Genomic DNA, 25,312 nt, shown 5'->3' on the forward strand with positions numbered 1-25,312 from the left:
TCCGATTGCGCTGCGTGTATCGTCCCGATCGCAACGCGGTCAGACGACTTCCTTCTTCTTCTTAAGCAGCTTCTTCACCAGATTCGCCGCGCGCACCTGCAGATCTAGCGACGGCGACAGCACGCGTTTGTACGCTCCCGCCCGGATCGCGGCCTTCAGCTCCGCGATGGTCTCGAACTGCCCGGCGAACTCATTGTATACGCAGCCCACTTGGAACATCTGATGCGCGTCGCTGCCTGCCACGACCGGAACGCCGAGCTCCTCGCCAAGCGTCAGCACCTTCGCGATGTTCTCCTGAATGCCGATCTCGTGCAGATCCTTGCCGTTCAAGTCGAAGGCGTCAAATCGGCGCAGCAGCTCGCGGTCGATATGGCACAGCGGGTTCGATTCGCGGAACGGATGCCCGCCGATGACCATCATGCCGCGCGGCTCGCAGAGCTCGAACAGCCGCGCGAGTCCGATGAAACGGTCCGGCGCCGTATGGCCGTCCAAAGCCGCGCGTACCTCCAGCAGCTTGTCCTTGGGCCCGCTAACCAGAATATGCCCGCCTTCGGCGACGTCGACCTCCATGCCCGTGAAGATGCGAAAGCCATCTACATTATAATAGTGATCGTTGCACGGGTACAGCGTATCGAGCGTGCCGTACACGTCCTCGAACCGGTGCGTGTTGAAATGCTCGGTCAGCGTGATCGCGTTCAATCCCTGCGCCTTTGCCTCGTCGATCATGCTCGCGAAATGCTCGAGCTCGAAGTTCGTTTTCTTGGAAAGCTTCACGTGGATGTGAAAATCGATTTTCATGATGCGTATCCTCCAGTAGGTTCGATAATCGGCGCGACGTTTTCCAGCCGCATGCCCGTCCGTTTGTCGTAAAAATTCATTTGTTCCTTGCGCAGGTCCGCGTAGAGCACGGTCCCCGGCTCATAGTCCGCGTCGCCGATGACGCGCGCCATCATGGCGGCTCCCCCGGCTTTCAACTGCACGAGCGTCTCCGCCCCGGACGGAAACACCGCCTCCACCTCGGCCGCCACGCGATCCGGCCCTTGACGGTCGTACAGCCGGATGTCCTCCGGCTTGATCGTCAGCACCACTTCCTTCGGCGCCGCAAGTCCAGAGTCCCCCAGCGCGATCGCCGCGACGGACGTCTTCAGCCAGGCCTGTCCGCTTTCCTGCGCGATGACGCCCTCCAGGCGGTTCGCATGCAGGCCGCCGCTGCCGATAAAATCCGCGACCTGCAGCGTCCGCGGATGCTTGTACAGCTGCCGCGGCTTGTCCGTCTGCACGATGCGGCCGCCGAAGAACACCGCGACGCGCGTCGACAACGACAGCGCTTCGTGCTGGTCATGGGTGACGTAGACGATCGTCGTGTTCAGCTCCTGATGCAGCCGTTTGAGCTCGGCGCGCATCTCCACCCGCAGCTTCGCGTCGAGATTGGAGAGCGGCTCGTCGAGCAGCAGGATATCCGGCTGCGTCACGATGGCGCGCGCGATCGCCACGCGCTGCTGCTGCCCGCCGGACAGCTCGCCGGGATACCGGCCCGACAGCTCCGGGATCCGCATCTTGTCCAGCGCGGCCTGCACGCTCCGCTTAACGTCCGCTTTCCCCAGCTTGCGCACCTGCAAGCCGAACGCCACGTTCTCGAACACCGTCATATGCGGCCACAGCGCGTAGCTCTGGAACACGAGGCTGAGGCCCCGCTTCGACGGCTCCAGGTGATAGTCGGTACCCCCGTTCGCGACTTCGCGGCCGCCGATCCGGATCGTGCCGCCGTCCGCCTTTTGCAGCCCCGCGATCGTGCGCAGCAAGGTCGTCTTGCCGCAGCCGGACGGACCGAGGAAGGTGATGAAATCCCCCTGCTCGATGGTCAAATCGATCCCGTCCAGCACCTGCTTCCGCTGCAGGCGCACGTGAATGTCCTTCAATTCGATTGCCGTCATGTCATTGACCTCCTATCCCTTGCGTCAGGTCCGCTTTGCCGAGCTTGACCGCCACGGCGTACACCGCGACGACGATGGCGATGATGATCATCAGAATCACGTTGGTCAGCTGCTCGTAGCCCTTCTCCGCGTAATAGAAGGTGAGCGTCGTCAGCGTCTCGGTCCGCGGCGTGACGAGCATGATGATCAGCTCCATCTCCTTCATCGCGCCGATGAACACGAGCAGGAACACGGAGACGAGGCTCTTGCGGTTCAGCGGCAGCAGGATCCGGCGGAACCGCGTCAGCCACGAGGCGCCGCCGAGCTGCGCGGCCTCCTCGAGCTCCGTGCCGATCTGCATCATCGCGGCGCTGCCCGCTTTGACGGTGAACGGCAGCTCCTTCACGACGGTGATCAGAATGAGCAACCCGATGGTGCCGTAGAGCGCCGGGATGAACAAGGTCGGCTTGGCGAACATCGAGATGTACAGCGCGGAGAGCGAGACGCCCGGAATGAGGTACGGCAGGAACGAGACCTGATCCACCGCCCGCCCGAGCCACGACTGCCTGCCCCGCGCCACGATATAGCCGAGTACCAGCCCGGTCACGGCCGCCACGACGGACGCCGCTCCCGCGATATAGAGCGAATTCTTGAGCGCCAGCAGGAAGATCGGGTTTCGCATGACGCCCTTCTCCCCCGTGTTGATATCCGGGTCGGAGCCGCCCCACCAATAATGCGTCGTGAAATTGCTTAGGCTGTAGACGCCTTCCTTCAGCATGAACGACTGCGCCAGCAGCACGAGCAGCGGCACGACCGCGACCGCCGCCATGATCAGCGCCGCCGCCGTCGCCGCCGGGAATCGCCACGAGCCGAGCGGCGTCAACGTTCGCGCGCTGCCTTTGCCGGTGACGGTCACGAAGCTCCGCCGGCGTCCGACCGCCCGCTGGTTCAGGTAGATCGTCAGCATGGAGATAAGCATCAGCGTCAGGCTGAGCACGTTCGCCTCCGTCGTGAGCCGCGAGCGCATGCTGGAGTAGAGCATGGTCGAGATCATGTAGAAATTCACGGGCGTGCCGAGCAGCGCCGGTACCCCGTACGAGCTGATCGCCTTCGTGAAGATCAGGATAAACCCCGACAGGATCGAAGGCAGCACGAGCGGCATGACGATTCGCCGCAGGACGGTCAGCCGCTTTGCCCCCGCCACGCTCGCCGCCTCTTCGAGCTGGCTGTTCATGGAGCTGAGCGCGGCGCCGACGATCAGGAAAAAGAACACGCTGTCGTGAATCGACAGGGAGACCACGATCGGCACGAACCCGTACGAGAGCCAATCGGGCGGCGACACGTGGAGCAGCGATTGCATGATACCCGGCGTGCCGCCGATCTTGCCGTTCTTGAAGAACGTCAGCCACGCCTGCGACAGGATCCAGGCCGGCAGCAGATACGGGATGACCGCGAGGAACGAGATCGTCCGCTTGAGCGGGATGTCCGTCCGCGTCACGAGCCACGCCAGGCCGCATCCGATGACCATCGAGAGCGCCGAGACGGTCGCGCCCACGGCCAGCGAATTCAGGATCGGCTTGTAAAACAGCGATGCGCTCATGTCGCTGGCCAGCACGCGCGTCCAGTGATACAGCGTGAAATGGCCGGGATTCGCGGCGCCCGTCAGGCGAACGTCCTGCTGCCGCCAGACGAACGTCGTGTACGCGATTTTCAGAACGGGCCAGACGATCGTATAGGCCAAAAAGAGAAGGGCTGCAGCCCCGATCGAATGAACGGGATTACGCAGCCAATTCAAGGTTCGGTTATGCAACCGCGTCCGGTGACGACGGCCCTCCGGCGCCGGTATGTTCGCCAATGCTCTCTCCACCCTTGCCGTGAATTACTTTTGCTTGATCCAGAAGTCGCGCACCTTCGGCGCGGTATTGTACAGCGCTTCGCCGTCGAACGCCCACAGATTCAGCGACTCGTACGGAATGTCGTTCTTCGTCTGCACGTCGGAACGCGGCACCCACGAGCCCACTTCGTTGAACGGATCGAGGCCCGCTCCCTTGCCGTCGGTCTCGCCCATCATCCAGCGGACGAACAGCTTCGCGGCCGCCTCGTGCGGCGCTTTGTTCGCGAGGAAGAAGTAGCCGGAATCAGGCACGGACGTCTTCGGCTTGATGTCGTAGATCGGTTGAATCGTCCAGCCGTTCTCTTCGTTCTTGGAGACGTCGCCCGATACCGCGAGTCCGACCGCGTCGCTGTCCGCCTTGCCGATCGCGTCAAGCACGTCGTCGCTGCCCTTGAGCACGATCAGGCCGTTGTCGAACAGCTCCTGGATATATTCGTAGCCGGCATTCTCGGTGCCGTGCAGCTCGATGTCCTTGCCGAACTTCTCTTTGTACGCGGCGGCCATGTCATCGCCGTTGACGACCATCGTCGTGAACAAGTCCATGAATGCCGGCGAGCTGAGCGGATCGGCCGTGTATACCTTGCCTTTGAATTCCGGCGTCGTGAGGTCCCACCAGTTCTTCACGGGCACTTCCGCGTAATGCTTGGCATTATAGAAGATCGTCCGGAATTCCACGTAGTTGGCATAGGCCTCCGCTTGGGTGCGGTAAGGCTCGTCCACCATCGGGGCGATGTCTTCCGGCAAATATTTGAGGTACCGGCCCGGCTTGACCATCTCTTCCTCGACCGCGCCGCTCACTTCCTTCGTGATGATGACGTCTGGGTTGAACTGGCCCGCATCCTGTTCCTTGGTCACTTTGTCCAGGATCTCGTCGGATTTGACCTTGCTCACTTCGACCTTGATCTCGGGATATTGCTTCATGAACGTCTCGGCGGCGTCGTTGGCGCGTCCGGACGTGGAGTATACGATGAGCTTGCCTTCTTCCTTTGCTTTCGCGTACAAGGCGTCGGCCGAATCCGCCGATGCCGAAGCGTCCGCCGCGTCGCCGCCTGCGGCCGTACCGTTCGTTGCCGCCTCGTTGCCGGCCGCCGCCGTACCGTTCGCCGCTTGTCCGCCGTCGTTCGCGCTTGCGTTATTGCCGCCGCCCGCGTTCGCGCCGTCGGCATCGTTCGTCTGGCCGCAGGCCGTCAGGATCAGGATCGCGGACGCGAGCACGAGGGCCGCCTTCGCGGGCTTATTCGTATGTAGCCGGTTTAACATCTTCATGTTATCCTCCTAAGCGATGGGCGCACGGCCGCATCTGTTTGGTTTTCTTCTCCCTTCATGACTATAGGGCCGGAATGTAAGCAGCATGTTACGGGAACATTGATTTTTGGTAAAAAATTATTTATTTACTAAAAATGATAATTTTATATCCATTTCATTCATTCCGCATGCCGCCGCTCCGCCGACGGAACCTCCGAATAACGGCCATCTCCGGACGATAGCGATTTCATTGCTAAAACCGGCGGCCTCGAATACGATTACAATAGGGAAGTCATTATAGGAGGATTCGGGATGATTCTGATCGATTTGATCTTCTTTCTCTTGGAGCTGTGCGCGCTTGCGGCCTTCTGTTACTGGGGCTTTCATCTGAAGGGTGCCGAGCATTGGGTGAGGGTGCTGACGGGAATCGGGTCGCCGGTGCTCGTCGCGGTTCTGTGGGGGAGCTTCATCGCGCCCAAGGCCTCCATCCCCGTCTCCGCGCCGATCCGGTTCGTGCTCCAGCTCATCGTCTTCGGCTCGGCCGCCGCCGTCCTGTATCTGGCCGGACAGCATAAATTGGCCACGTTGTTCCTGCTCGTCGCCATCGTCGAAGTGGTGCTGTCGCGCGCATTGAAACGTTAAAAGCCGAACGTCGCGGAGGACGTTCGGCTTCCATTGCTCCTGATCCAGGAGAGGCGCTGTCGCTTAATGTTCGCGACCTTGCTCGCGGCCGTGGTGCTCGTGACCTTGCTGCCCGCCGCCATGAGCATGCTGTTCGTGCTCATGGCCCGAATGCCCATGCTCATGCGCCGGCTCCGCGTCGCAGCACAGCACCGTGTCGGCGTGCGGGTGCTTGTCGTCCTCCATCTGCACGGTGCAGTGCCCGATGCCCAGATGCAGCAGCCGATGCTCGATTTCCCGCAGGATCGTCTGGCTGCGCTCGATCGTCGTGCGGCCGTCCAAGGTCACGTGGCAGGACAGCGCGTTTTTGCCGCTGGTGATGCTCCATACGTGCAGGTCGTGCACGCCGTGAACGCCGTCCACGGAACGGATCGTATCGGCAACCTTCCCGATATGGACGTCCTTCGGCGTCGCTTCCATCAGGATGCGAATCGTTTCGCGGACGAGGCCGACCGCGCCGACCGCGATCAGCAGCGCGATCAATACGCTGAGGATCGGATCGATGACGTACCAGCCCGTGAAATGAATGATGATCCCGCCGACGATGACCCCCGCCGAAGCCGCCGCGTCGCCCAGCATATGCAGCACCGCGCTTTTGACGTTCACGTTGTCTTCCTTGCTCAGCCCGAGCCCCAGGTACAAATTCATGATCAGACCCACGCCCGCTCCGATGAACATCCAGGTGCTGCCGACCTCCTGCGGGGATTGAAAGCGCTGGACGGCCTCCCATAGAATGACGAACGCGATCAGGATCAACGAGACCGCGTTGATGAACGCGGCCAGAATGCCGGAGCGGTGATACCCGAACGTGTAGCCCTCCGAAGGCGCCTTGAGCGACTGACGCATGGCGTACCAGGACAGCCCGATCGCCGCGATGTCGGTCAGGACATGCCCGGCATCCGACAGCAGCGCCAGGCTGTGCGAGATGAAGCCCCCGACGAGCTCCACGGCGAGAATGACGAAGCTGAGGAAGAACGCCTGCTTCATTTTGCCGATCGGCGCGTGCGAATGGAAGACGTCGCCGTGGCTGTGGCCGTGATCATGGCCGTGCGAATGGCTGTGGCTCATCAGGAGATTCCCCTTTACTTATGCGGGATATGGGCAAGGCAGTCGATGGCCGGCTCCCCGAATCGTAATAATTATCATTAATATATGAGCAAGTATTCATGCATGAAGTGTAGCATAACGGGGTCCTGGCATTCAAGAATAATGGAGGCCAAGAGGTTATTTTCCCATCCGTTCCTCGACGGTTTTCATCCGCGCATGCGGAAAAGGCTTTGCGGCGCATATCGCGCCGCGAAGCCTTTTCCGCGTATTCGGGCCGCAGCGCCGCCGCGTCGGCGGATGCTCATAAGGATAAAGACAGTCTCCGGATGAGCTCGGCCTGCGTAAACGGCCGCTTCCTCCCCCAGCGCTTCACGCGAACGAGGTAAGGGCTGGCGGGGTTCTTCCGGTGGTAAAAGCCGGGCACGCGCATGACGCGGGCGAGGTCCGTGATTTTGGGATCGGAGTTGAATTTGCGGACGAGCGCCTGCTGGATGGAAACGAACCGGCCGATCGTTCCTTGGCGGATGGGCCAGTAGATGTGGAAGCCGTTCTTGGTCTCGACGATCATCGCGCCGCGGACGCGCTTCCGGTGCTTGGCGAGAAACTTCCGTTTCAGCTGCCTCACCCTGCGTCTACCCCGCTGGGCGAGCAGCCGGTAACGCCCTTGTCCGGTGAGCGTCACCGTGACCGATTCCACCTGTTCCACGGGATCCGCCTGCAGCTCCTGCATGCGGCGCTCCGCTTCTTCGCTCGTAGACAGCCATTCGGCGATCTTATTGAGGTCGACGTCGATGAAATGCGCGCGAACCGCCTGGAAGTCGCCGCCCGCCTGCCGCCGATGGTTCACGGTCATGAACACCGCGTAGCCGGCGTCGTTTTTGCGCATCAACGGCACGGGCTTCTTCGCGCGGGTCAGCAGCGTAATCCGCGACAGCCGGCGCTCCAGCTGGTTCATCGGCTTGTGCAGCGTCATCGCCCGCGCTTTGCTCCGCGAAACGGGCAGGACGGGCTTGCGCGCCATCGTGTCGTGGACGAGCGTAAAATACAGCGTCTGGCCTCTCTTGCAGCCGAGCTTCCTGATAAATTGCCGGAATTGACGGGAACGCAGCCGCATGCGGCTGGCATGCAGATGCAATCGCTGCTCCACGGAATCACATCCCTCTGAATTAGGCTGACGACACGCGCCGTTAATGACCTTAAACAATCTTATTCGGCCGCGATGCCGCCCGTGTGGTCGCCCGTACCCGTATTCAGGGGAGAAACGGTTATTCGCCGATCCTCTTCCGCCTGCTTACGCTTCAGCTCCACGAGCAGCGCGTGCAGCTGCTCCGTCGCCAGCCCGTGGAGGACGAGGCGGAAGCCTGCGCGAAGCGTCGTCAGCGGCACCATCGGATGCTTGTTGTTGATCAGGGCGAGCCGGTCGTTGCTGCCGATGATTTTGGACGCCAGGATGCCGATCGTCTCGTCCAGCTGCAGCGAATTGGTCGCGCGCCAGAAATCGTTATCGGTCAGGAACAGCTGATACACCGGCGTGAAGCACTCGATCGCCGTCGTCAGGTCCAGGAAATTGGTCCAGCGCTTCGGCATGGGCTCGATCGGAATCGGCGTCGACGCGATGCCGTCGAAATTCAGCCGCTCCCGCTTCGTCACCTCGATGCCTTTGCTTTGCAGCTCGCGGTTCAGGTTGATGACGAAATTGTACAGGTTGAGGTCATGGACCAGGAACAGCTCCTCCTTCACCGGCTCCAGATTCGTCGGCTTCAGCGGATGGAGCGGAATGTCCGCGTCCGGCACGTTGTCGCGAATGAACCGCAGCACCTCCGAGCCCAGGTAGAAATGCCGCAAAATCATGGTGTTGGCGCTCGGACTGACGAACGTCCGCATGCCCAGGTACAGGACCCGGTGCAGCAGCTTGGAGGACGTGAGCGCCTTCGGCACGATGATTTTATACGCCTGCAGCAGCATGATGAGCAGCCGCGCGAACGGCCGCAGCACGGGCAGCAGAAACTGCCGCGAACGGCTGGCGCAGTCCCGCAGGTACGCCGCCTTCGCCTCCGCGTCGAACGGGATGCTCCGGTCGAGATAGATCGCCAGGAACGGATTGGGATCGTTGCTGTCATGGGGCATCCCGTCGAAGTAATCCTTGTCGCTCCTCATGCGTTCCCCAGCTCCTCCAGCTGCAGCAGGTACAGGCGCGCCGTCGTCTTGGCCGTCTTCACGATCCGCGCCGCGATGTCCGCCGTCAACATGGGATGCCGCACGACCGCTTCCAGCCGTTCGAAATGCTTCTCGTCCGCATCGCCGTGGTAGAGCAGGAACGAGACCTGCTCGTCGCTCAGCCGCAGCTGGTCGCGGATCAGCTCGCCCCAATAGCGCGCCATCCGGCAGCCGAGCCCTTCGATGATCCACATCGCGCCGATGAGGTCGTACGGGTTGTCGCGGCTCGCCCGCTGGAACAGGTAGGCGGACAGCGCCTCGCTGCCGATGTTCTTCTCCCCGGACCGGATGGCGGCCGGCTCGCCGCCGACGGCGGCATAGTTCCGCTCCAGCAGCTCGTAGTCCCGGTGCTCGTCGCGCGCATGGGCGATGAACGCCGAACGGAGATCGATATGCTCGATCGCGACCTAGGACGCCGCGCGGGCGATCCACTGCGAACCGTCGATGACCTGCTGGCGGATGTTTTCCATCAGCGACTTATAATCGTCCAGCGTGAATTTATGGCGATACAGCTTATCGATGACGGGAACGCGGGCCAGCCTTTGCTCGAAATCGATCCATGCCTGCACGAGCTGGCGCACCAGCCGTTCTTGAACGTCGTTCGTCCGGTCGTAATCGAGCTGCGGCGCCGCCGGCGGACGCTCTTCGATCGCAGGTCGGCTGCCCTGCTCGAGGGAATGCGACCCCACGACGGTCAGCAGCATGTACGACGTCTGGAATCGTCCGCTCTCGGGCACCATGCACAGCACCTGCTCGCCCGGAGCGAGATGTCCGCCGTTCAGCAGCTCTTCCAGCATGATATAGATCGAGGCCGCGCCCGTGTTTCCTTTCGCGTAGAGATTCGTGAACCATTTCTCCTCCGGAATCGTCATCCCGCCGAGGCGCAGCAGCCGGAAGATCTCGTCGCGGAAGAAATGGGACGAATAATGGCACACCATCCAATCGACGGCCGCAGGGTCGACCCGACCCTCCTCCACGAGCTCGAAGAACCGGTTCACGCCGACCTTCGGCATCTCGTTCACGAGCCGGATATCCTGCTTCAGGTTCATCGCTCCGTCATCCGCCGCCGCGCGGACGGAAGGATAATCGAGCCAGGAGCCGAACGCGCTCCCTTCCTTGTTCGCGCCCGCGTACATGCAGGCCTCGTAGCGGTCCGCATACGAGCGGTTATCGATCCATTCGATCCGCAGCGATAAGCCAGCCGCCGACGGCCGGTCCTGCAGCACGGCCGCGCCCGCGCCGTCGGAGAGCATGAAGCGGAGAAAATCGGTATCGAACGGCAGCGGCTGGCTCGCATAAGCCGCCTGCGCCTCGAATCGTTCATGCTTGAACGCGCGGCTCGGAAACTCGCTGGCGCACGCGACCGCGGCTTTGTGCTCGCCGGACCGCACCTGCAGGAAGGCGTTCTTCAGCGCATGCATGCCGCTCGCGCATACGCCGTGATGGGTGGCGGCTTCCATCGCCGGCAGTCCGCTCTCGGCATGGACCATGCTGGCGAAGCCGGGCACGAGGAGGTCGCCCTGCGTCGTCGCCGCGGCGAGGAACCCGACCTTGTCCTCCAGCGCCTCCGCGCTCCGGTCCAGCGCGTTGCGGATCGCGTAGGACGCCATCTCCGCGTTCGAGTACAAGCTCCTCTGATTCTTATCGATGGCGTAATGACGGTAAAGGATGCCGTTCTGTTCGAGCATCCGCCGCTTCGACCTCGAACCCTTTCCGCCGATCCGGCCGAGATAATCTTCGATTTCGTCATTGCCGACCGGCTGGCCCGGCAGAAACTTGCCGATGCTCGTGATATAGACGGACGTGTTCATGGGCATGCCTCCATTCCCGTAATCGCAGGTAGCTGCGTGCCCTAATCATCGGCACGAACGCCCCGGATGCCTAGTACCATCTTTGTCTGGTACCCTTGGCGGGCAAAGGCAAAACCCGGTTCGCAGGCGGGCCGGGTTCGCAGGCGGGCCGGGTTCGCAGTGACGCGATATCAGGCTTTCTCGTCATCATGATTAATCGGTTCGGCTATCCCTTCTTACTCCGATCAGCAGCACATCCGAGTTGAAATCGTGCATCTCGATAACCGAATGCCGGCCGTCCCGCTTGGCCGCGGGAACCCCGAACAACCGCTCCGTCAGATTCACCATGGTAAATTCATATGCCGTAATATCCAGGTCCACGAGAATCTCCGTGCTGTACGGCGCGTAGATCACGACCTTCTCCCCGCCGGGGGAAACGGCCATCCGGATCTCGTCCCGCTTCTTCTCGCTCTCGTTCAGGATGCCAAGACGGGGCTCGATATCGTACAGCGCGTACCGGTCGAAAATCCATTTGATAAACGACGCATCCCAGGCGCCGCCGAACCGCAATGCCGTCTGCCAGTCATAAGGGACGCTCGAGAACCGCTCGTTATTGAACGCCGCGCCCTTCACGTGAAGTCCCCATAAGCCGTGGGCGCCGTACGCGATGCCGGCTTTCGCCCCGGCGAGGATCGACTGCCACATCGCCTTGCGGACGTCGAACGCCGTGAATCTGCCGTACGTATCGGCATGGCCATGGCCTTCATAGCACACCTCGACGCTGATGACCGGCCGTTTTACCGGACTATGGCAATACCGCTGCGCGTATTCGTAGGCGCACTTCTGCCCGTGCAGATGATGGCCCGATTGATAAATATAAAAATCCAGCTGGTCGTTATGCAGGAACGACTCCGGCAGCATCTCCACGTCATGGCGCGTATGCATCGTCGTCATGATAGCAGGATTAATGGCCTTAATGATCGCCAGCGCCCGCAAATAATACGACCTCGCGGTCTCCGTCGGCAAGGTCGAATCGCCGCTCACGATGAAGACCGGCTGATACGGCCCGAATCGCTTCGTCACGTAGGCGACGTACCGTTCCATGCATGCGAAGGGCATGACCGTCCAAGGGGACATCGCCGCGCCCCAATCCTCCGAGACGTAATTATGCTGCAGGACGATCATGGAGCAGCGGAATCCGCGCTCCGCGGCCATCGCCACCATCCGCTCCGCGCGGTCGAAGTAGGCGTCGTCGATCCGTTCGAAGTCGTAATGGCCTTCCGCCGTCAACGCGAACGGGCTGAGCTTCAGCTTCGACTCGCTGGCGTCGTTCGTGATCGGCAGGATGCCGAGCTGCAGCGCGTTGAAGCCCTGCGTGCGGCGATAGTTCAGGTAATAATCCCATTCCTCCAAGGTCATATGGGAGAACGCGAACCAAATCGTATCCGCCAGCAGGAACGTCCCGCCGCCGTTCTCCGTGAAATAATCCCGGGTCTTGGATAGCGCCAATGCCTTGATCATCCGCTCCACGCTCCTGTTCATCTGAAAGAAGCCTTCTTCCCGGGGACGAAGCCGCGCTTCCCCTCTTTGGCCAAGGCTTTATAGCTCCATTATAAAAGGGTCCGGCGAGGCGCAAAATCGTCAAACATGACCGACATGACGTTTTTATGACCCGCGTTTGATGTCGCGGCCGCGGGCGAGGGCGCCGTTCGGGCTCGCCCCGAGCCCCGGATTCGGCGCGGTCCGCGGCCCTCTTCCGTCCGATTCTTTCATTATTCTTTCATAGGCGGGCGCTATAGTGAACCTAGCATAGAACTTGGATTACGAGGTGGTCGCATTCATGAAGCTGCATGCACAAGCAGGGAAACATCGGCTCGCGGCGTTTATTCTGGACCTGCTAGGATCGGCAAAGGTCACGCCTGCGGAAGCGGCTCCGGCCGCGGCGGAAGCGTTCAGCCGATCGCCCTGGAAGCAAGAAACGTTCGCGGCCGATCCGCAGCCGGCCGCGCGGTTCGCGGCGGCCATGGGCTACAACGAAGAAACCGGCGAGACCGTGCTGTTCGGCGGCGCCGATGCCGACTGCGACGTGATGAACGATACCTGGACGTGGGACGGGGAGCGGTGGACGAACAGGACGCCCGGCGATCCCGGCGATTCCCCCGCGCCGCGCCAATACGGCAGAATGGTCTACGCCGGCCCCGGAAAAGGAATGCTGCTGTTCGGCGGCGAGAACCTGGACTACGCGAACAAGACCTGGCTGTGGGACGGGGCGAAGTGGAACGATGCGACGTCGGCGGACACGGGCGCTGGCATGGAGACGGGTGCCGGTGCGGGCATTGGCGCGGGCATGGAGACGCGCGTCGCAGCAGGCACCGATACTGGCAAAAGCATGGCGGCGGCCATCGCCGCGGGCACGCACGCTGGCGCTAGCCTGGTGACGGGCATCGCCGCGAACGCTTGCGCAGGCTTGCAAGTTGGCGCGGGCACCGAGAAGCACGTCGGTGCGGTTACGGATGCTGGCCCAGGCCCGGAGAAGCGCATCGATGCGGTTACGGATGCTGGCCCAGGCCCGGAGTCCCGCGTCCGCGCGCGCTGTCCTTCCCCGCGCATCCAATTCGCGATGGCGTATATCGGGAACGGCGAGGTGCTGCTCTACGGCGGATTCGGACCCGGCGGCGCCTTGCGGGACACCTGGATCTGGAACGGAACCGGTTGGCGCGACGTGACGCCGGCCGATCCGAACGAATCGCCGGCGAGTTCGCACCGGACCTGCATGGCATACGACAAGAAGAACAAGCAGGCGGTGCTCTTCGGCGGCTACACGGACGCGCCTCCTTACCACGCGAATGCGACCTGGACCTGGGACGGACGCAAATGGACCCTGCGAACGCCCGCGCTATCCCCATCGCCGCGCGTGTTCGCCAGCATGGTCTACGACGCGATCGGCGGGAAGACGATCCTCGTCGGCGGCGAAGCGAACTACGCGCCCAAGCAGGACGTGTGGCTGTGGGACGGGTCGAATTGGACGGAGCAGGCGACAGCGAATCTGCCCGATCTGAACCTGGCCGCCATGGCATATGATACCCGCAGGGGCCAATCGGTTCTCTTCGGAGGCTACAACGACACTGGCCTGTCCGCGGAAACCTGGACGCAGCGAATCTCGTACGCGGCGGACGTGAACGCGTCGCGCCGGGCGACTGCGGAGGACAGCTCCGCGGTCCGCCCGAGGATGGCGCCCGGCTTCGGATGGATATCGAGCCGGACCCGCGGGTAACGCGGGCATATGCCGAGCATGCATCGGGCGTGGCGCAACAAAAAGAGGGTGGACCGGCCCATGGCCGGTCCACCCTCTTTTGCAATGGGTTCCTGCTTATATTGATTCCAGCATGTTTAGTCCTGCATTTTTGATTCCCGCAGCTATTGAACCCCGCATTTCAATCTACGAAATTCAACTCATTATGCGAATTCAACGTCAAGCGGTTATTTCGCTGCCGCGATGCCGACCGTGTAGATCTCGCACGGCCCGAGCTCCGCCGCGAACGAACCGTTCGCGCCGTCGCCGGACGGCTGCAGGCGTTCGCCCGCTTGCTCGAGCACATCGCTCGCGTACGCTCCAGCGACCGTGCCGACGTTCGGCTGCGCCTGCAGCTTCGCGGCTTCCGGGCGCATGTTGAACCAGCGCAGCATGAGGTCGCCCGTCGCTTCCGCGATCTTGGCCGAGGAGAACGCGATGCCTTCGCCCTCCCATGCCAGGAACGCGTGCACCGGCGGCAATGTTCCGCCGTGAACGCCGGTTTGGACATGGGTCCACGGCGCTTGGAATTGATACGCCGACGCATACGCGCCGGTCGCCGCGCCATCGCCGCCATGCGGAAGAATCAGGAGCTCGACCGTATGCTCGCCGAGGCACTGCGCTTCCGGCGTCGGGAAGACGCCCCAGTCGCCCAGCTCGGCGACGGAACGAAGCAGCGTGACGGCAATCGTATTACGGCCGTCCCGCAGCACTTCGTATTCGTTCAACCCTCTGTTCGCGATCGTCAAGCCCTGCGCGCCGTCGCTGACGTCGGCAAAGGCTTGCTGATGCTGCGCGTTGCTCGGGTTCTCCCATTCGGCGGCCGGTTCGTTGTCGCGAACCGCCACTTCGAAGATCGCGTCGGCCCGATGGACGGACGCGGTCAGGTCGGTCGGGAACAATGCCCGCACGCGATGGTCCTTCGCTTGGTTATTGAACGTCGTGCGGATGCCCACGCCGCGTCCGGAGCGCTCCAGGCTGACGACGGTACGGATCGTGAACGGCACGAAGTCGGTCGAACGGCCGGCTTTGCGTTCGGGATAATAGACGGCTTCCTGCTTCTCCTGCTCGAACAGCCCGTCTGCCGATGCCGGGATCGACCAATGGTGCACGATCTCGACCGCGGCGCGGTAGGCGGTGTCTTCGATCACGCGGATCTCTGCCGCGAGACCCTTGGTCGTGAGCGACGGCTCGCCGTCCGGCTGCTTGAACATGTATTCGTTGCCGATGTCTCCGACATCTTCGAAGATCAGCAGATCGCGGTACGTGCGTCCGCTGGCGATATCCGTTACCGCCAAGGTGCCGTCCTCGGCGATCTCGATGCTCAGGTTCGCATTCGCCAGCGTGCGGGCTCCGGTCATGAGCGACGTCGCCGATGCGGCGCCGTCAGCGCCGAGCACCCATGCATAAGTCTTCAGCCCGAGCGCCGGCACGGCGAACGCTTCGAACGTCAGCTTCACGCGGCGCGTCCAATACGGCTGGCGGAACTTGTCGTCCGGCAGGTCATAGCCGAATTGCAGGCCGAGATCTTCCACCGAATGGGCGACGGCATTGCCGTCCGCATCCACGAGCGTGCGGCCTTCGATCGAGAGGTCCTTCATCATGCGCATCATTTCGTTCGGGGCGATGCCTTCGCGGTAATACACGCGCGCAACGTCCAATTCGACTTCCACGATGCCGCTGCGTTCCCAGCCCGTCGTGTTGAACGCGACGAGCGGCAGCGCGTCCTTGCCATAGCCCGCGAACGCGCTCGTATCGACGGCGCCGGCGACCGCATGCTTGCTGTCGCCGACGATCGTCTCCGCCACGTGGCGGCTCTTATCGAACCGGGTAACCATCTCGCGGTGCACCTCGTCGACGCTGCAGCCGCAGATGCTGTCGTGCGGATGGTTCTGCATGAGCGTTTTCCAAGCGTACTTCAGCAGATGATGCGGGTACTTGGCCTTCCCCGTCAGATGCGCGAACGCCGCGAGCGGCTCGGCGACCTTCTCGAGGATCGTTTGCCCGACCTGGTTCATCTGTTTCAAGTAAACGCGGGCGGACGCCGTGTTCACGAGCGTCGACCAGCCGTCCGTCCGCTGGCTGCGCAGCTCGCCGCGCACGACGGACAACTGCTTGTCCGCGAGCGACGACTTGAGCGACGCCAGGTAATCCGGGAAATTCGAATGGACGAAATCCGTGTCCGGGTACAGCTTGCGCGCGACGCGGATCGCTTCGGCCAAATCCGTCTGGATCGGCTGGTGATCGCAGCCGTTCATGAACAGCAGCTGCCCGGTCGACGCGTATTTGCCGGCATCGGCCAGCTTGCGGTCCCAGTAGTCCTTGGCTTCCGCCTCGTCCACGGGCACCTCGTTGCCGTTGCTGTACCAATTGGCAAACAGGATGCCGAGCACGCGCGAGCCGTCCGGCCCTTCCCATACGAGCTCCGAGAAGGACGATTCGTACGCGGAATCCGAGACCATGTTGTTGAAGCCCGTCGGCTTGACGCCGCGGCCGAACACCGCGTTGTCGATGCCCGCCTGCTTCATGAGCTGCGGCGCTTGGCCGATGTTGCCGAAGGTGTCGGGGAAATACCCGACCTTCGCGATCGTGCCGTAATGCGAGGCATCTTGGTGCCCGATCTGCAGGTTCCGCACGTTCGCTTCGCTGCTCGTCAGGAACGCGTCCTGCAGCACGTACCACGGGCCGATGTGAATGCGGCCCTCGCGGATCCAGTGCTCCAGGCGCTCCCGTTGGTCCGGACGCACCTGCAGGTAATCCTCGATGATGATCGTCTGTCCGTCGAGATAGAAGCTGCGGTATTCCGCGTCGTTCTCCAGCGTGTCCATCAGCGTATCCATCAGCGCGATGAGCCGCACGTGGTGTTTCTCGTAAGGCAGGTACCATTCGCGGTCCCAATGCGTGTGCGAGATGATATGCGCCGTTCTTTTATTGTCCGCGTTCGCCATGGCGATCGTCTCCTTTCGTTTCCAAGCCTGCTCCTGCCGGCAGCGCCAGCACTTCCACTTCGTCCGGGCGATAGACCGCCGTCACGCGGCCGGTCCGGTCGACGGCGAACAGCACCGCGCGCTCCCGTTCCAGCACGAACGAATACGCCGTTCCCGTCGCGGCGGACTTCACTTCGATCTGCGCGTCATGCGCGTATTCGGACACGAAGACGAAGAGTTCGCCGTCCTTGAAGCGGAGACTCCGGCCGTACGCGCCGGCCAGGTCGCCGCCCTTGATCCATTCCAGCTCCCGCCGCGCGCCCGAGACTTCCAGCGCGTGCGCGTAAAGCGCTTCGACCGGCTCGGCGCGCTCGTTGAGCTCCACCGGCAGCGGGCACCAGATCAGGCGTCCCTGCCCGTAAGCCGCCTCCATGACCCGATCCGCTCCCGCAGGGACGGCATCGGCCGCGCCATAGCCGGCTTCCTTGAACACTTCGGCGATTCTCCGGTGACCGTAAGAGACCGGATACGCCTTGTCCCCGATCGCGAGCCGTTCCTCGCGGACGACGTTGGCCGGTTTCCGCCGGCCGAACGTATCCGCCAGCCGGTCCGCTTCCCGCCAGTAGGCATCCAACCCGAGCGGTCCCGTGAACAACAGCGTCGCGCCCGTCCGGTCCACGATGTCCAGCAGCCGCGCGAACGCCTCGTCGGCAAAATTATGCGCGGACGGCACGATGATCAGCTTCGCCGGCGCCGCTTCCAGCGCGTCCAGATGGTACTCCGACACGCCGCGGAACGGCGTCTTCAGCTCGTAGCCGAGCACGCGCGTCAGGCGCGTCGTCGCGTCGAACGCCAGCTTGCGGTTGGAGAAATCGTTGGAGTACGGGAACACGGCGGCGACGTCCTCCAGCTCGCGCTCGCGGAACAGATCGCGGATCCGCTCCATGAAGCTGCCGAACCGGTAGGAGACGTCCGCCTCCGGCTTCTCGGTGCCGTCAGCCCGCAGCGCGCCGATATGGGATTCGTTGGCGTTGTCCATGTAGAAATTGGTGTTCCAAATCCATTGCACGGCGCCGGCGCCGCCTGCCGCGAAAGCATACGCGTACTTGCGTTCCAGCATCGCGCGCAGCTCTTCCTCGGACCGCTTCGCGAATCCGGCCGGCGTCTCCACGTACATGATGCCCGTCTCCTGCACGACGTTCGGCTTGTCGGCCGTCTTCGCGAAGATGCCGTCCCACAGCAGATGGTCGTTCAGCCACCAGGAATGCACGGTCGTATAATCGACCGCTTCCCCGTAGAAGAACGGAGACGGCCGCTGCGCGCCGAGCGCCTCGTCCTGGCCGACCGTCACGAGCTGCGACGGATTGCTTTCCTTGATCGTATCCACGAGCTGCTTCGCCCAGCGGTTGTGCATGTCCATGGAGAACAGCGCGTAATCCAGCCAGCGCGTGCCCCGTTTGCCTTGGTGCATGTCCTGCACGTCGAAGTTGATGTCCTCCGGCTCCGGAATGGCCGCGGACGCGAAATCCGGCAGCTCGCCCGGGGTCATGCCCCAGCGCTCGCGCAGCTTCGCGATCGCGCCGTGGCGCCCCGCCAGCCATTCCGCGTAGGCCGCCTTCTCGAACCGGTCGCGGCTCGAACGCGGTCCGTCGGAGAAAATCCGCGGCGGATCGAACATCGACGGCTCGTTGATCAGGTCCCAATCGACGTTCGTCGTCTCGCGGTGACGGCTGACGATGGAGCGGATGAACCGCTTCTGCGCTTCCACGCTGCGCGGATCGAGGTACGGGTTCGTGCCTTCCCACGTCTCCGGGGTAAAGGAGAAGAACGTGAACGTCACCTGCAGGCCATGCCGCTTCGCGGTCATGAAGAAGGCGTCGATCGAACGCAATGCTTCTTCGGACGCATGCCCGTCCACCTGCATGATGTTGCGGTAAGCCGTCCAAATGCCCGTGCGGATCCAGTTGATGCCCGCCTTGCGCATCTGGGCCATGTCCCGGTCCCACGCCGATACGTTCGGCAGGAACAGGAATTTGCGCGCGACGTCGGAGGTCATGTACGTCATGCCGACGACCGGCATCGGCCGGCCGTCCTTCTCGAAGTAATCCCGGCCCCGCGACAACAGCCCGCCGGCGTTCAGCAATTCGGCGTCCATGCCCCAGAAGCCTTGGCGAAGCAGGCGCGTCTCCCCGTCCGAGGACTTGGCGACGCAATCCACGTGATAATAACCCGCGCGGATATCGCCGAGCAGCGGAATGCGCTTCAGCTCGAGCTCGGGGCCGATTTCCGCCTCGTGGCGGTAGGCGAACACGGCCGAGCCCTCGTCGCGGCGGACTTTGATGTCGAACGTCCAGCTCGTCTTGCCGCCCGCGCCGCCCGCCGCGCCGCGTCCCAGCTTCTGCGCCTGCAGCGTCAGCAACGGCCGCTCATGCAGCTCGTACGAGGCATAGCCCGGCTTCAGCCACAGCTCGGTCACGCCGGCCGCGCAGAACGCCGCCCATGCTTGCAGCGCCTCGGCCCCGCCGCGCGCGAAGAATTCCGCGCCGAGCGGCTGGTTGACGAACAGCCAGCGTCCGCCGGCGAAATCCCCCTTCGTGTTCTCCCACAGCACGGCCGGCGCGGCCACTTCGCGTCCTTCGGCGGAGATGCCCTTGAGCACCGGATAGATATGCGCGTCCATCGGACCGGCCGAGCCCATCTGCAACGGCAGGTCGCTCGACTTGGTCACATGCGGCACGAGGTTCCACGTATCCGCGGCGTCCAGCAGCGCTTCCCGCCCCTTGAACAGCGGGATGTCTTCGGCAGCGGCCAGCTTCGCGACGGGCGCCGCCTTCACCGGCAGCATCTCGTGAATGCGCAATTGCCGGTGGTACGCCGTCTGCTCCGGTTCCGCGATCCACTCGCCCGCTTCCTTGCGGACCGGCACGCGGAATGGCGCGCCGCCCAAGCTGATCAAGCCGCCGCCGCGCTTCAGAAAGCCAAGCAGCGCTTCCCAGGCCGCGACCGGAAAATAAGGCGCGTGCAGCGACACGAATACGCCGCCGTCCGCACCTTCCAGCCTTGCCGCCAGCCCGTCGGCGCCGCAAACCTCGCCGGCGCCCCGCAGCTGTTCCAATTCCGCTCCGCCTATGGCAGAGGCGCCCGGAAAGGCGCCATCGTAGAAAACAATCGTTTTATTTAACATCGAGCAGTCCTGCTTTCATCGCTTTATAGACCAGCTGCGAGAACAAGCTGTTGGACCAGGCGAACCATTTGCGCGTGAACACGGCGGGATCGTCCGAATGGAAGCCTTCGTGCATGAAGCCGGTGTCGGCGTCCGTCGCTTCCAAGACCGCGATCATGGCAAGCTTCTCTTCGTCCGTCTCGGCCGTCAGCCCTTGCATGGACAGTGCCATATGCCAGATATACCCCGGCGGCGTATGCGGGCTTCCGATGCCTTTCGCGGCCGTGCCTTCATAATAGAACGGGTTTTCCTTGCTCAGCGCGAAGCGGCGCGTGTTCCGGTAGATCGGATCGTCCCCGTCCACGTAGCCGAGATACGGAATCGAGATCAAGCCCGGCGTGCCCGCGTCGTCCATCAGGCAGTAATTGCCGAAGCCGTCGGTCTCGTACGCGTAGATCGGGCCGAACCCCGGATGCCGGTAGATGCCGTACAGCTGGATGCCGTGGTTGATCTCGCGCTCCAGCTTGGCCATTTCCTGCTCGAACGACAGGTCGCGGAAGACGAATTCGGCGATCTCGCGCATCTGGCGGAGCGTCACGACCGCGAACATGTTGTCCGGGATGTTGTAATGGAAATCGCAGGCGTCGTCGCTCGGCCGGAAGCCGGACCAAATCATGCCCGTGTAGTTGACCGGCATGCCGAGGCCGTCGTTCATGAGCGAATCGGTCATGATGCCGTTGTCCCGCTCGAAGCGGTACGGGGAACGCTCGAAATGGTATTGCTCCCGCTTCCACAGGTCGACCGCCGCGCGCATCGCGACCTTGAAATCCGCGTCGAAGATGTCGGCGCGGCCGGTTTCTTTCCAGTACGCGAACGCGAGGCGCATCGAGAAGCAGATGGAATCGAGCTCGAATTTTCGCTCCCATACCCAAGGCGACATGTCCGTCTTATCGTCGGTGTTCCAATGCCAGTCGTTCGCCAGCTCGTTGAACGCGTTCGCGTACGGGTCGATGACGATGTTGCGCATGTGCAGCTTGATCAAGCCGCCGATGATCCGCTGCAGGTCGGCGTCGTCCTTGGCGAACGGCACGTAGTGCATGACCTGCTCGACGGAATCGCGCAGCCACATCGCGGGAATATCGCCCGTGATGACGAACGTCGTGCCGTCGTTCAGCAGCTTGGTCGTCGTCTCCAGCGTATTCGGAAAACAGTTCTTGAACAGCTGGAGCAGCTTCGGCCGGTGCGCGAGGCGCGTCTCCGCCTCCGCCAGCACCGCTTGCACGGATTGCGGCAGCGGCAGGTGCGGCATATCGATTTTGGGCAATCTGAATTGTTCCATCGTGGTTTTCCCCTTTGTCGTTACTGTATCGCGTCGTTGCTTATGCGCGGCGCAAGCGGCCCGCGGGCGGTTGTCCGCGCCGCGGCCGCTTGCGCCGTCAAATGTTCGTGATGTCGATCCTTCGCACCGTTAACCTTCGATGCTTAAGGGCATTACTCCTTCACGGCGCCAACCGTTAATCCTTGCACGAAATAGCGCTGGAAGAACGGATACGCGAGCACGATCGGCCCGGTCGCCAGGACGACCATCGCCATCCGCGACGTATCCTGCGGCATCGACTGCAGCACGGCCGTCCCCAGGGAGGCGTTGTTGCTGTTGGCGAGAATGAACTGCATGCTGTTCTCGATCCGCATCAGCATCGATTGCAGCGGCACCAGGTCCGGGTTCTCGATGTACAGCTGTGCGTTGAACCAGTCGTTCCAGTAGCCGAGCACGCTGAACAGCGCGATCGTCGCGAGACCCGGCAGCGCGAGCGGTATGATCAGGCGGAAGAAGATGCCGAACTCGCCGGCCCCGTCGATCTTGCCGGATTCGATGATCGCGTCCGGAATCATGGTGGCGAAGAACGTACGCATGATCATGATGTAGAACGCATTGACGGCCATCGGCAGGATCAGCGCCCAGAGCGAATCCCCCAGGTGGAGGAACTGCGTCGTCACGATGTAGGAAGGCACGAGACCTCCGTTGAACAGCATCGTGAAAAACGCCATGAACGAGAAAAACTTGCGATATTTGAAGCTTTTGCGCGATATCGCGTACGCGAAGAACGAGATCATCGCGAGACTCAGCGCCGTGCCGACGACCGTGACGAGAATCGTCACGCCGTAGGAGCGCAATAGCTGGTCGCCCGCTTTGAACAGGTAACTGTAAGCTTCGGTGCTCCATTTATTCGGAAACAGCGAATACCCGTCCTGCGCCAGCGTCTTCTCGTCCGTGAACGAGACGATCAAGACGAGCACGAACGGAAACACGCAAGCCAGCGCGAACAGGCCGGCGAGAAGGTTGAAAATGACGTTCCAGCCCGGCGTCAGCCGGTGGAAGTCCTTCGGTTTGGTCAAGGATGCCATGATGGTCGGTTCTCCTTTCTATCAGGTTTGTTTTAAAACAGCGCGTTGTCCTTATTGAAGCGCCGAACGATGTAGTTGGACGTGATGACGAGCACGAAGCCCACGAACGATTGATACAGGCCGGCCGCCGTGCTCATGCCGATCTCCCCGGTCGTCTTCAGCCCCCGGTAGACGTAAGTATCGATGACGTTCGTAACGCTGTACAGCGTCCCGGAATCCCGGGGAACCTGATAGAAGAGGCCGAAGTCCGCGTAGAAGATGCGGCCGATGGCCAGCAGGGTCAAGATGGTCATAAGCGGCGTCAGCATCGGCAGCGTGACGTTGCGGATCTGCTGCCATTTGTTCGCGCCGTCGATCATCGCCGCTTCGTACAGCGATTTGTCGATGCCCATGATGGCCGCCAGATAGACGACGCTGTTGTAGCCGAGCGACTTCCACAGGAACACGACGATGATGATGAACGGCCAGTATTTCGGCTCCGAATACCACTGCTGCGGATCCATGCCGAAGGCCAGCGCGATCTTATTCACGACGCCGCGGTCAAAGCTCAGGAAGCTATATACGAAATAACTGACGATGACCCAGGACAGGAAGTACGGCATGAACATGCCGGTCTGGTACCATTTCGCCAACTTCTTATTTGCGATCTCGGAGAGGATGACCGCCATGGCGACCGCCAGGACGAGCCCGATAAAGATGAATACGATATTGTACAGCAGCGTATTCCGGGTGATGGTATACGCGTCGTCGGTGCTGAAGAGGAATTTGAAGTTGTCGAAGCCGACCCAGCGGCTATGGATGAAGCTGGAGAGGAACCCTCCGTGTATCCGGTATTCCTTGAACGAAATAATCGCGCCAAGCATCGGTAAATAAGAAAACAACAAAAACCAGACGGTAGCCGGCAGCACCATCAGGAGCAGGGCTTTATTGCGGTTCATGTCTTTGAAGAAACGCCCTAAGGCTTTCATGGGGTTCACCCTTTCTAAGCGAAGTCGGTTCGCAGCGCCAAGGGCCTGCGGCAATTCGTCCCAAGATGAAACGGCTGATGCCGTCCATTGGCGGCGGCGCAGGTTTCATCCCATAGAACAGGAAGCAACGTATAGGATGTCCCATCCCGTCCGTTTCTCCGATTTTTGAAAAAAAAGGGCGAATGCCGAACATTCGCCCTTCGGTGCTATAAATGGCTTACTTGGCTTGCGTGGCTTTCCAAGCGTCGAGCTGCGTTTGCGCTTCGGTCAGGATTTTGCCAAGACCCGCGTCGTTCAGCTTCTTGATCGCTTGCGGCAAGTATTTGTCCGGATCCACCGTACCCGTCATGAGCGGCGCCCAGAAGGATTCTTTCGCGTTTTGCACGGCCGCGATCTCGTTCGATACTTTCGTCGGATCGAAGTTGAAGCCGAGCAATGCGGCCGGTTTGCCGGCATCGTTGTATTTCTTGAACTGTTCCCATTTGTCGGCAGGATCGCCAGGATTCAGGTAAGTCAGCATGATGTTGCCGAGCGCGAACGTCGGCATGTCGTAGTTCTTGGACTCCGGCAGGTTCTCCATGTAGTCGCCGTCGGTTTTCTTGTAGTGCGTGCCCTCGATGCCGGAATCGACCATGTTGCGCAGAACCGGATCGGTGTTCAGCAGGTTCAGGAATTCCATCGCTTTCTCTTTATGCTTCGAGTTCGCGGAGATGGCCTGCATGGAACCCATGACCGACGAGTTGTAGATCAGCGCGTCGCTCATCGGCGTCGATACGATCGGGTAGCCGTAGCTCGTCGACCATACGTTGTCCGCGAACGGCTGCGTCGTCGCTTTGTCGGCGAACCATTTGCCCGTCGCTTGCACGTCCGAAGACGATTCCAGCGTCGCGGCTTCCGTCGGGATATAGCCGGCTTGGTAGTATTTGTGCATCGTTTCGAGCGCTTGCTTCATTTCCGGCGTTTCGAAGACGTTGACGATTTTGTAGCCGGTGTCGCCGAGCTTCACGGCCAGCGGGAATTTCTCGATCAGGTAGTCGTAAGGAATGTACGGCGTGAAGTTCTTGTCCACTTGCAGCGGCGTCACGTCCGGGTTGTTTTGTTTGACCGTTTTCAGCAGCGGCTCCAGGCTCTCGAGGGAGCGCACGTCCGTGATGCTCAGCTTGTTTTGGTCAAGGAGGTTTTTATTGAAACGCCATACCTCGGATACCGGAAGCTCTTTGTTCGCCGGCACGCCGTAGTTCTTGCCGTCGACTTTGGAGCCGCTCAGGAAGGCCGGGTTCAGCGTGTCGGTGATGCCTTTGCCGTATTGCGTCAGCAGATCGTCGATCGGAGCGAATGCGCCTTTGCGCGCGTTTTGCACGTAATCGAACGCCCATGCCGCCGTGAACATGATGTCCATGTCCGCGCCGGAAGCCGTCAGCACCTGCATCTTCTGGTTGTAATCGCCCCAGTCGATCATCGTCATTTTGACCGTTGCGCCGATTTTGTCTTTCGTATACGCGCTAACCGCTTCCATGACTTTGTCGACGTCTTTCTGCGGCGTGCCGATCGTGTACCAGTTCAATTCGACCGGTTCGGCGGCGTTGTTGCTGCCCGCGTTGCCGGACGAAGACGTGTTGTCGTTCGCGGCGGTATTTCCGTTGTTGCCGCCGTTGCTTCCGCAGGCGCTCAGCAAGAGCATGGCTGCCATGGCGGACGTCAGTCCGATCGCTGCCTTTTTACGGGTGATTCCCATTTGGTGTTGCCTCCCTTTTGTCTGTGTAGCATGT

General features: G+C 61.8%; 18 protein-coding genes. 2 read left to right on the plus strand and 16 right to left on the minus strand.

From position 1 onward, the window contains the following. Positions 1-39: 39 nt before the first annotated feature. From AC50YL_RS08445 to AC50YL_RS08460, 4 genes are read right to left on the minus strand one after another with little or no spacing between them, the layout of a single operon-like run. Entirely contained in the window at positions 40-798 is a 759-nt protein-coding gene (locus tag AC50YL_RS08445) for a PHP-associated domain-containing protein (RefSeq protein ID WP_494830963.1), read from the minus strand. Then, entirely contained in the window at positions 795-1,934 is a 1,140-nt protein-coding gene (locus AC50YL_RS08450) for an ABC transporter ATP-binding protein (RefSeq protein ID WP_494830965.1), read from the minus strand. Before AC50YL_RS08450 ends, AC50YL_RS08445 begins: the two co-directional genes overlap by 4 nt. Before the next feature lies 1 nt (position 1,935). Next, entirely contained in the window at positions 1,936-3,768 is a 1,833-nt protein-coding gene (locus AC50YL_RS08455; protein ID WP_494830967.1) for an ABC transporter permease, read from the minus strand. A 24-nt stretch (positions 3,769-3,792) separates the two neighbouring features. Further along, positions 3,793-5,067 carry an ABC transporter substrate-binding protein gene (locus AC50YL_RS08460; RefSeq protein ID WP_494830969.1) on the minus strand — a complete coding sequence of 425 codons (1,275 nt, stop codon included), beginning with the start codon at positions 5,065-5,067 and terminating at the stop codon, positions 3,793-3,795. A gap of 297 nt (positions 5,068-5,364) precedes the next feature. Here AC50YL_RS08460 and AC50YL_RS08465 point away from each other — a divergent pair, with 297 nt between their 5' ends. Then, entirely contained in the window at positions 5,365-5,694 is a 330-nt protein-coding gene (locus AC50YL_RS08465) for a YrdB family protein (protein WP_494830971.1), read from the plus strand. A 63-nt stretch (positions 5,695-5,757) separates the two neighbouring features. Here AC50YL_RS08465 and AC50YL_RS08470 read toward each other — a convergent pair whose 3' ends face one another. From AC50YL_RS08470 to AC50YL_RS08495, 6 genes are all read right to left on the minus strand, one after another. Then, positions 5,758-6,801, minus strand: a complete 1,044-nt coding sequence (locus tag AC50YL_RS08470) for a cation diffusion facilitator family transporter (protein WP_494830972.1) — start codon at positions 6,799-6,801, stop codon at positions 5,758-5,760. A 280-nt stretch (positions 6,802-7,081) separates the two neighbouring features. Continuing rightward, on the minus strand, positions 7,082-7,927 hold the full coding sequence (locus AC50YL_RS08475) for a DNA-primase RepB domain-containing protein (protein WP_494830973.1): 846 nt from the start codon (positions 7,925-7,927) through the stop codon (positions 7,082-7,084). A 59-nt stretch (positions 7,928-7,986) separates the two neighbouring features. After that, positions 7,987-8,937 carry a DUF6999 family protein gene (locus AC50YL_RS08480; RefSeq protein ID WP_494830974.1) on the minus strand — a complete coding sequence of 317 codons (951 nt, stop codon included), beginning with the start codon at positions 8,935-8,937 and terminating at the stop codon, positions 7,987-7,989. Then, positions 8,934-9,398 carry an iron-containing redox enzyme family protein gene (locus tag AC50YL_RS08485; RefSeq protein WP_494831217.1) on the minus strand — a complete coding sequence of 155 codons (465 nt, stop codon included), beginning with the start codon at positions 9,396-9,398 and terminating at the stop codon, positions 8,934-8,936. Before AC50YL_RS08485 ends, AC50YL_RS08480 begins: the two co-directional genes overlap by 4 nt. A gap of 6 nt (positions 9,399-9,404) precedes the next feature. Beyond that, entirely contained in the window at positions 9,405-10,808 is a 1,404-nt protein-coding gene (locus tag AC50YL_RS08490) for a beta-ketoacyl-ACP synthase III (protein WP_494830975.1), read from the minus strand. A 192-nt stretch (positions 10,809-11,000) separates the two neighbouring features. Next, positions 11,001-12,329, minus strand: a complete 1,329-nt coding sequence (locus AC50YL_RS08495; RefSeq protein ID WP_494830977.1) for a glycoside hydrolase family 140 protein — start codon at positions 12,327-12,329, stop codon at positions 11,001-11,003. A gap of 298 nt (positions 12,330-12,627) precedes the next feature. On the opposite strand from AC50YL_RS08495, the gene AC50YL_RS08500 reads away from it, so the two are divergent. Continuing rightward, entirely contained in the window at positions 12,628-14,061 is a 1,434-nt protein-coding gene (locus tag AC50YL_RS08500; protein WP_494830979.1) for a Kelch repeat-containing protein, read from the plus strand. 206 nt (positions 14,062-14,267) lie between these two features. Here the strand turns inward: AC50YL_RS08500 and AC50YL_RS08505 are convergent, their stop codons facing one another. The 6 genes from AC50YL_RS08505 to AC50YL_RS08530 all read right to left on the minus strand — a co-directional run bounded on the left by AC50YL_RS08505 (position 14,268) and on the right by AC50YL_RS08530 (position 25,278). Beyond that, positions 14,268-17,027 carry an alpha-mannosidase gene (locus AC50YL_RS08505; protein WP_494830981.1) on the minus strand — a complete coding sequence of 920 codons (2,760 nt, stop codon included), beginning with the start codon at positions 17,025-17,027 and terminating at the stop codon, positions 14,268-14,270. Then, positions 17,008-20,190 carry a beta-galactosidase gene (locus AC50YL_RS08510; RefSeq protein ID WP_494830983.1) on the minus strand — a complete coding sequence of 1,061 codons (3,183 nt, stop codon included), beginning with the start codon at positions 20,188-20,190 and terminating at the stop codon, positions 17,008-17,010. Before AC50YL_RS08510 ends, AC50YL_RS08505 begins: the two co-directional genes overlap by 20 nt. Beyond that, positions 20,180-21,508, minus strand: a complete 1,329-nt coding sequence (locus AC50YL_RS08515; protein ID WP_494830985.1) for a glycoside hydrolase family 125 protein — start codon at positions 21,506-21,508, stop codon at positions 20,180-20,182. The genes AC50YL_RS08510 and AC50YL_RS08515 overlap by 11 nt, the downstream gene beginning before the upstream one ends. A 152-nt stretch (positions 21,509-21,660) precedes the next feature. Beyond that, the gene (locus tag AC50YL_RS08520; protein ID WP_494830986.1) at positions 21,661-22,575 is read right to left on the minus strand and encodes a carbohydrate ABC transporter permease; all 915 of its coding nucleotides are present in this window, start codon (positions 22,573-22,575) and stop codon (positions 21,661-21,663) included. Between the two features lie 32 nt (positions 22,576-22,607). Then, positions 22,608-23,543 carry an ABC transporter permease gene (locus tag AC50YL_RS08525; protein ID WP_494830987.1) on the minus strand — a complete coding sequence of 312 codons (936 nt, stop codon included), beginning with the start codon at positions 23,541-23,543 and terminating at the stop codon, positions 22,608-22,610. Between the two features lie 217 nt (positions 23,544-23,760). After that, positions 23,761-25,278 (minus strand): ABC transporter substrate-binding protein, encoded by a 1,518-nt coding sequence (locus AC50YL_RS08530; RefSeq protein WP_494830988.1) that lies wholly within the window; start codon positions 25,276-25,278, stop codon positions 23,761-23,763. Between the last annotated feature and the right edge of the window lie 34 nt (positions 25,279-25,312).

It is taken from the genome of Paenibacillus sp. J22P277 (assembly GCF_059383675.1).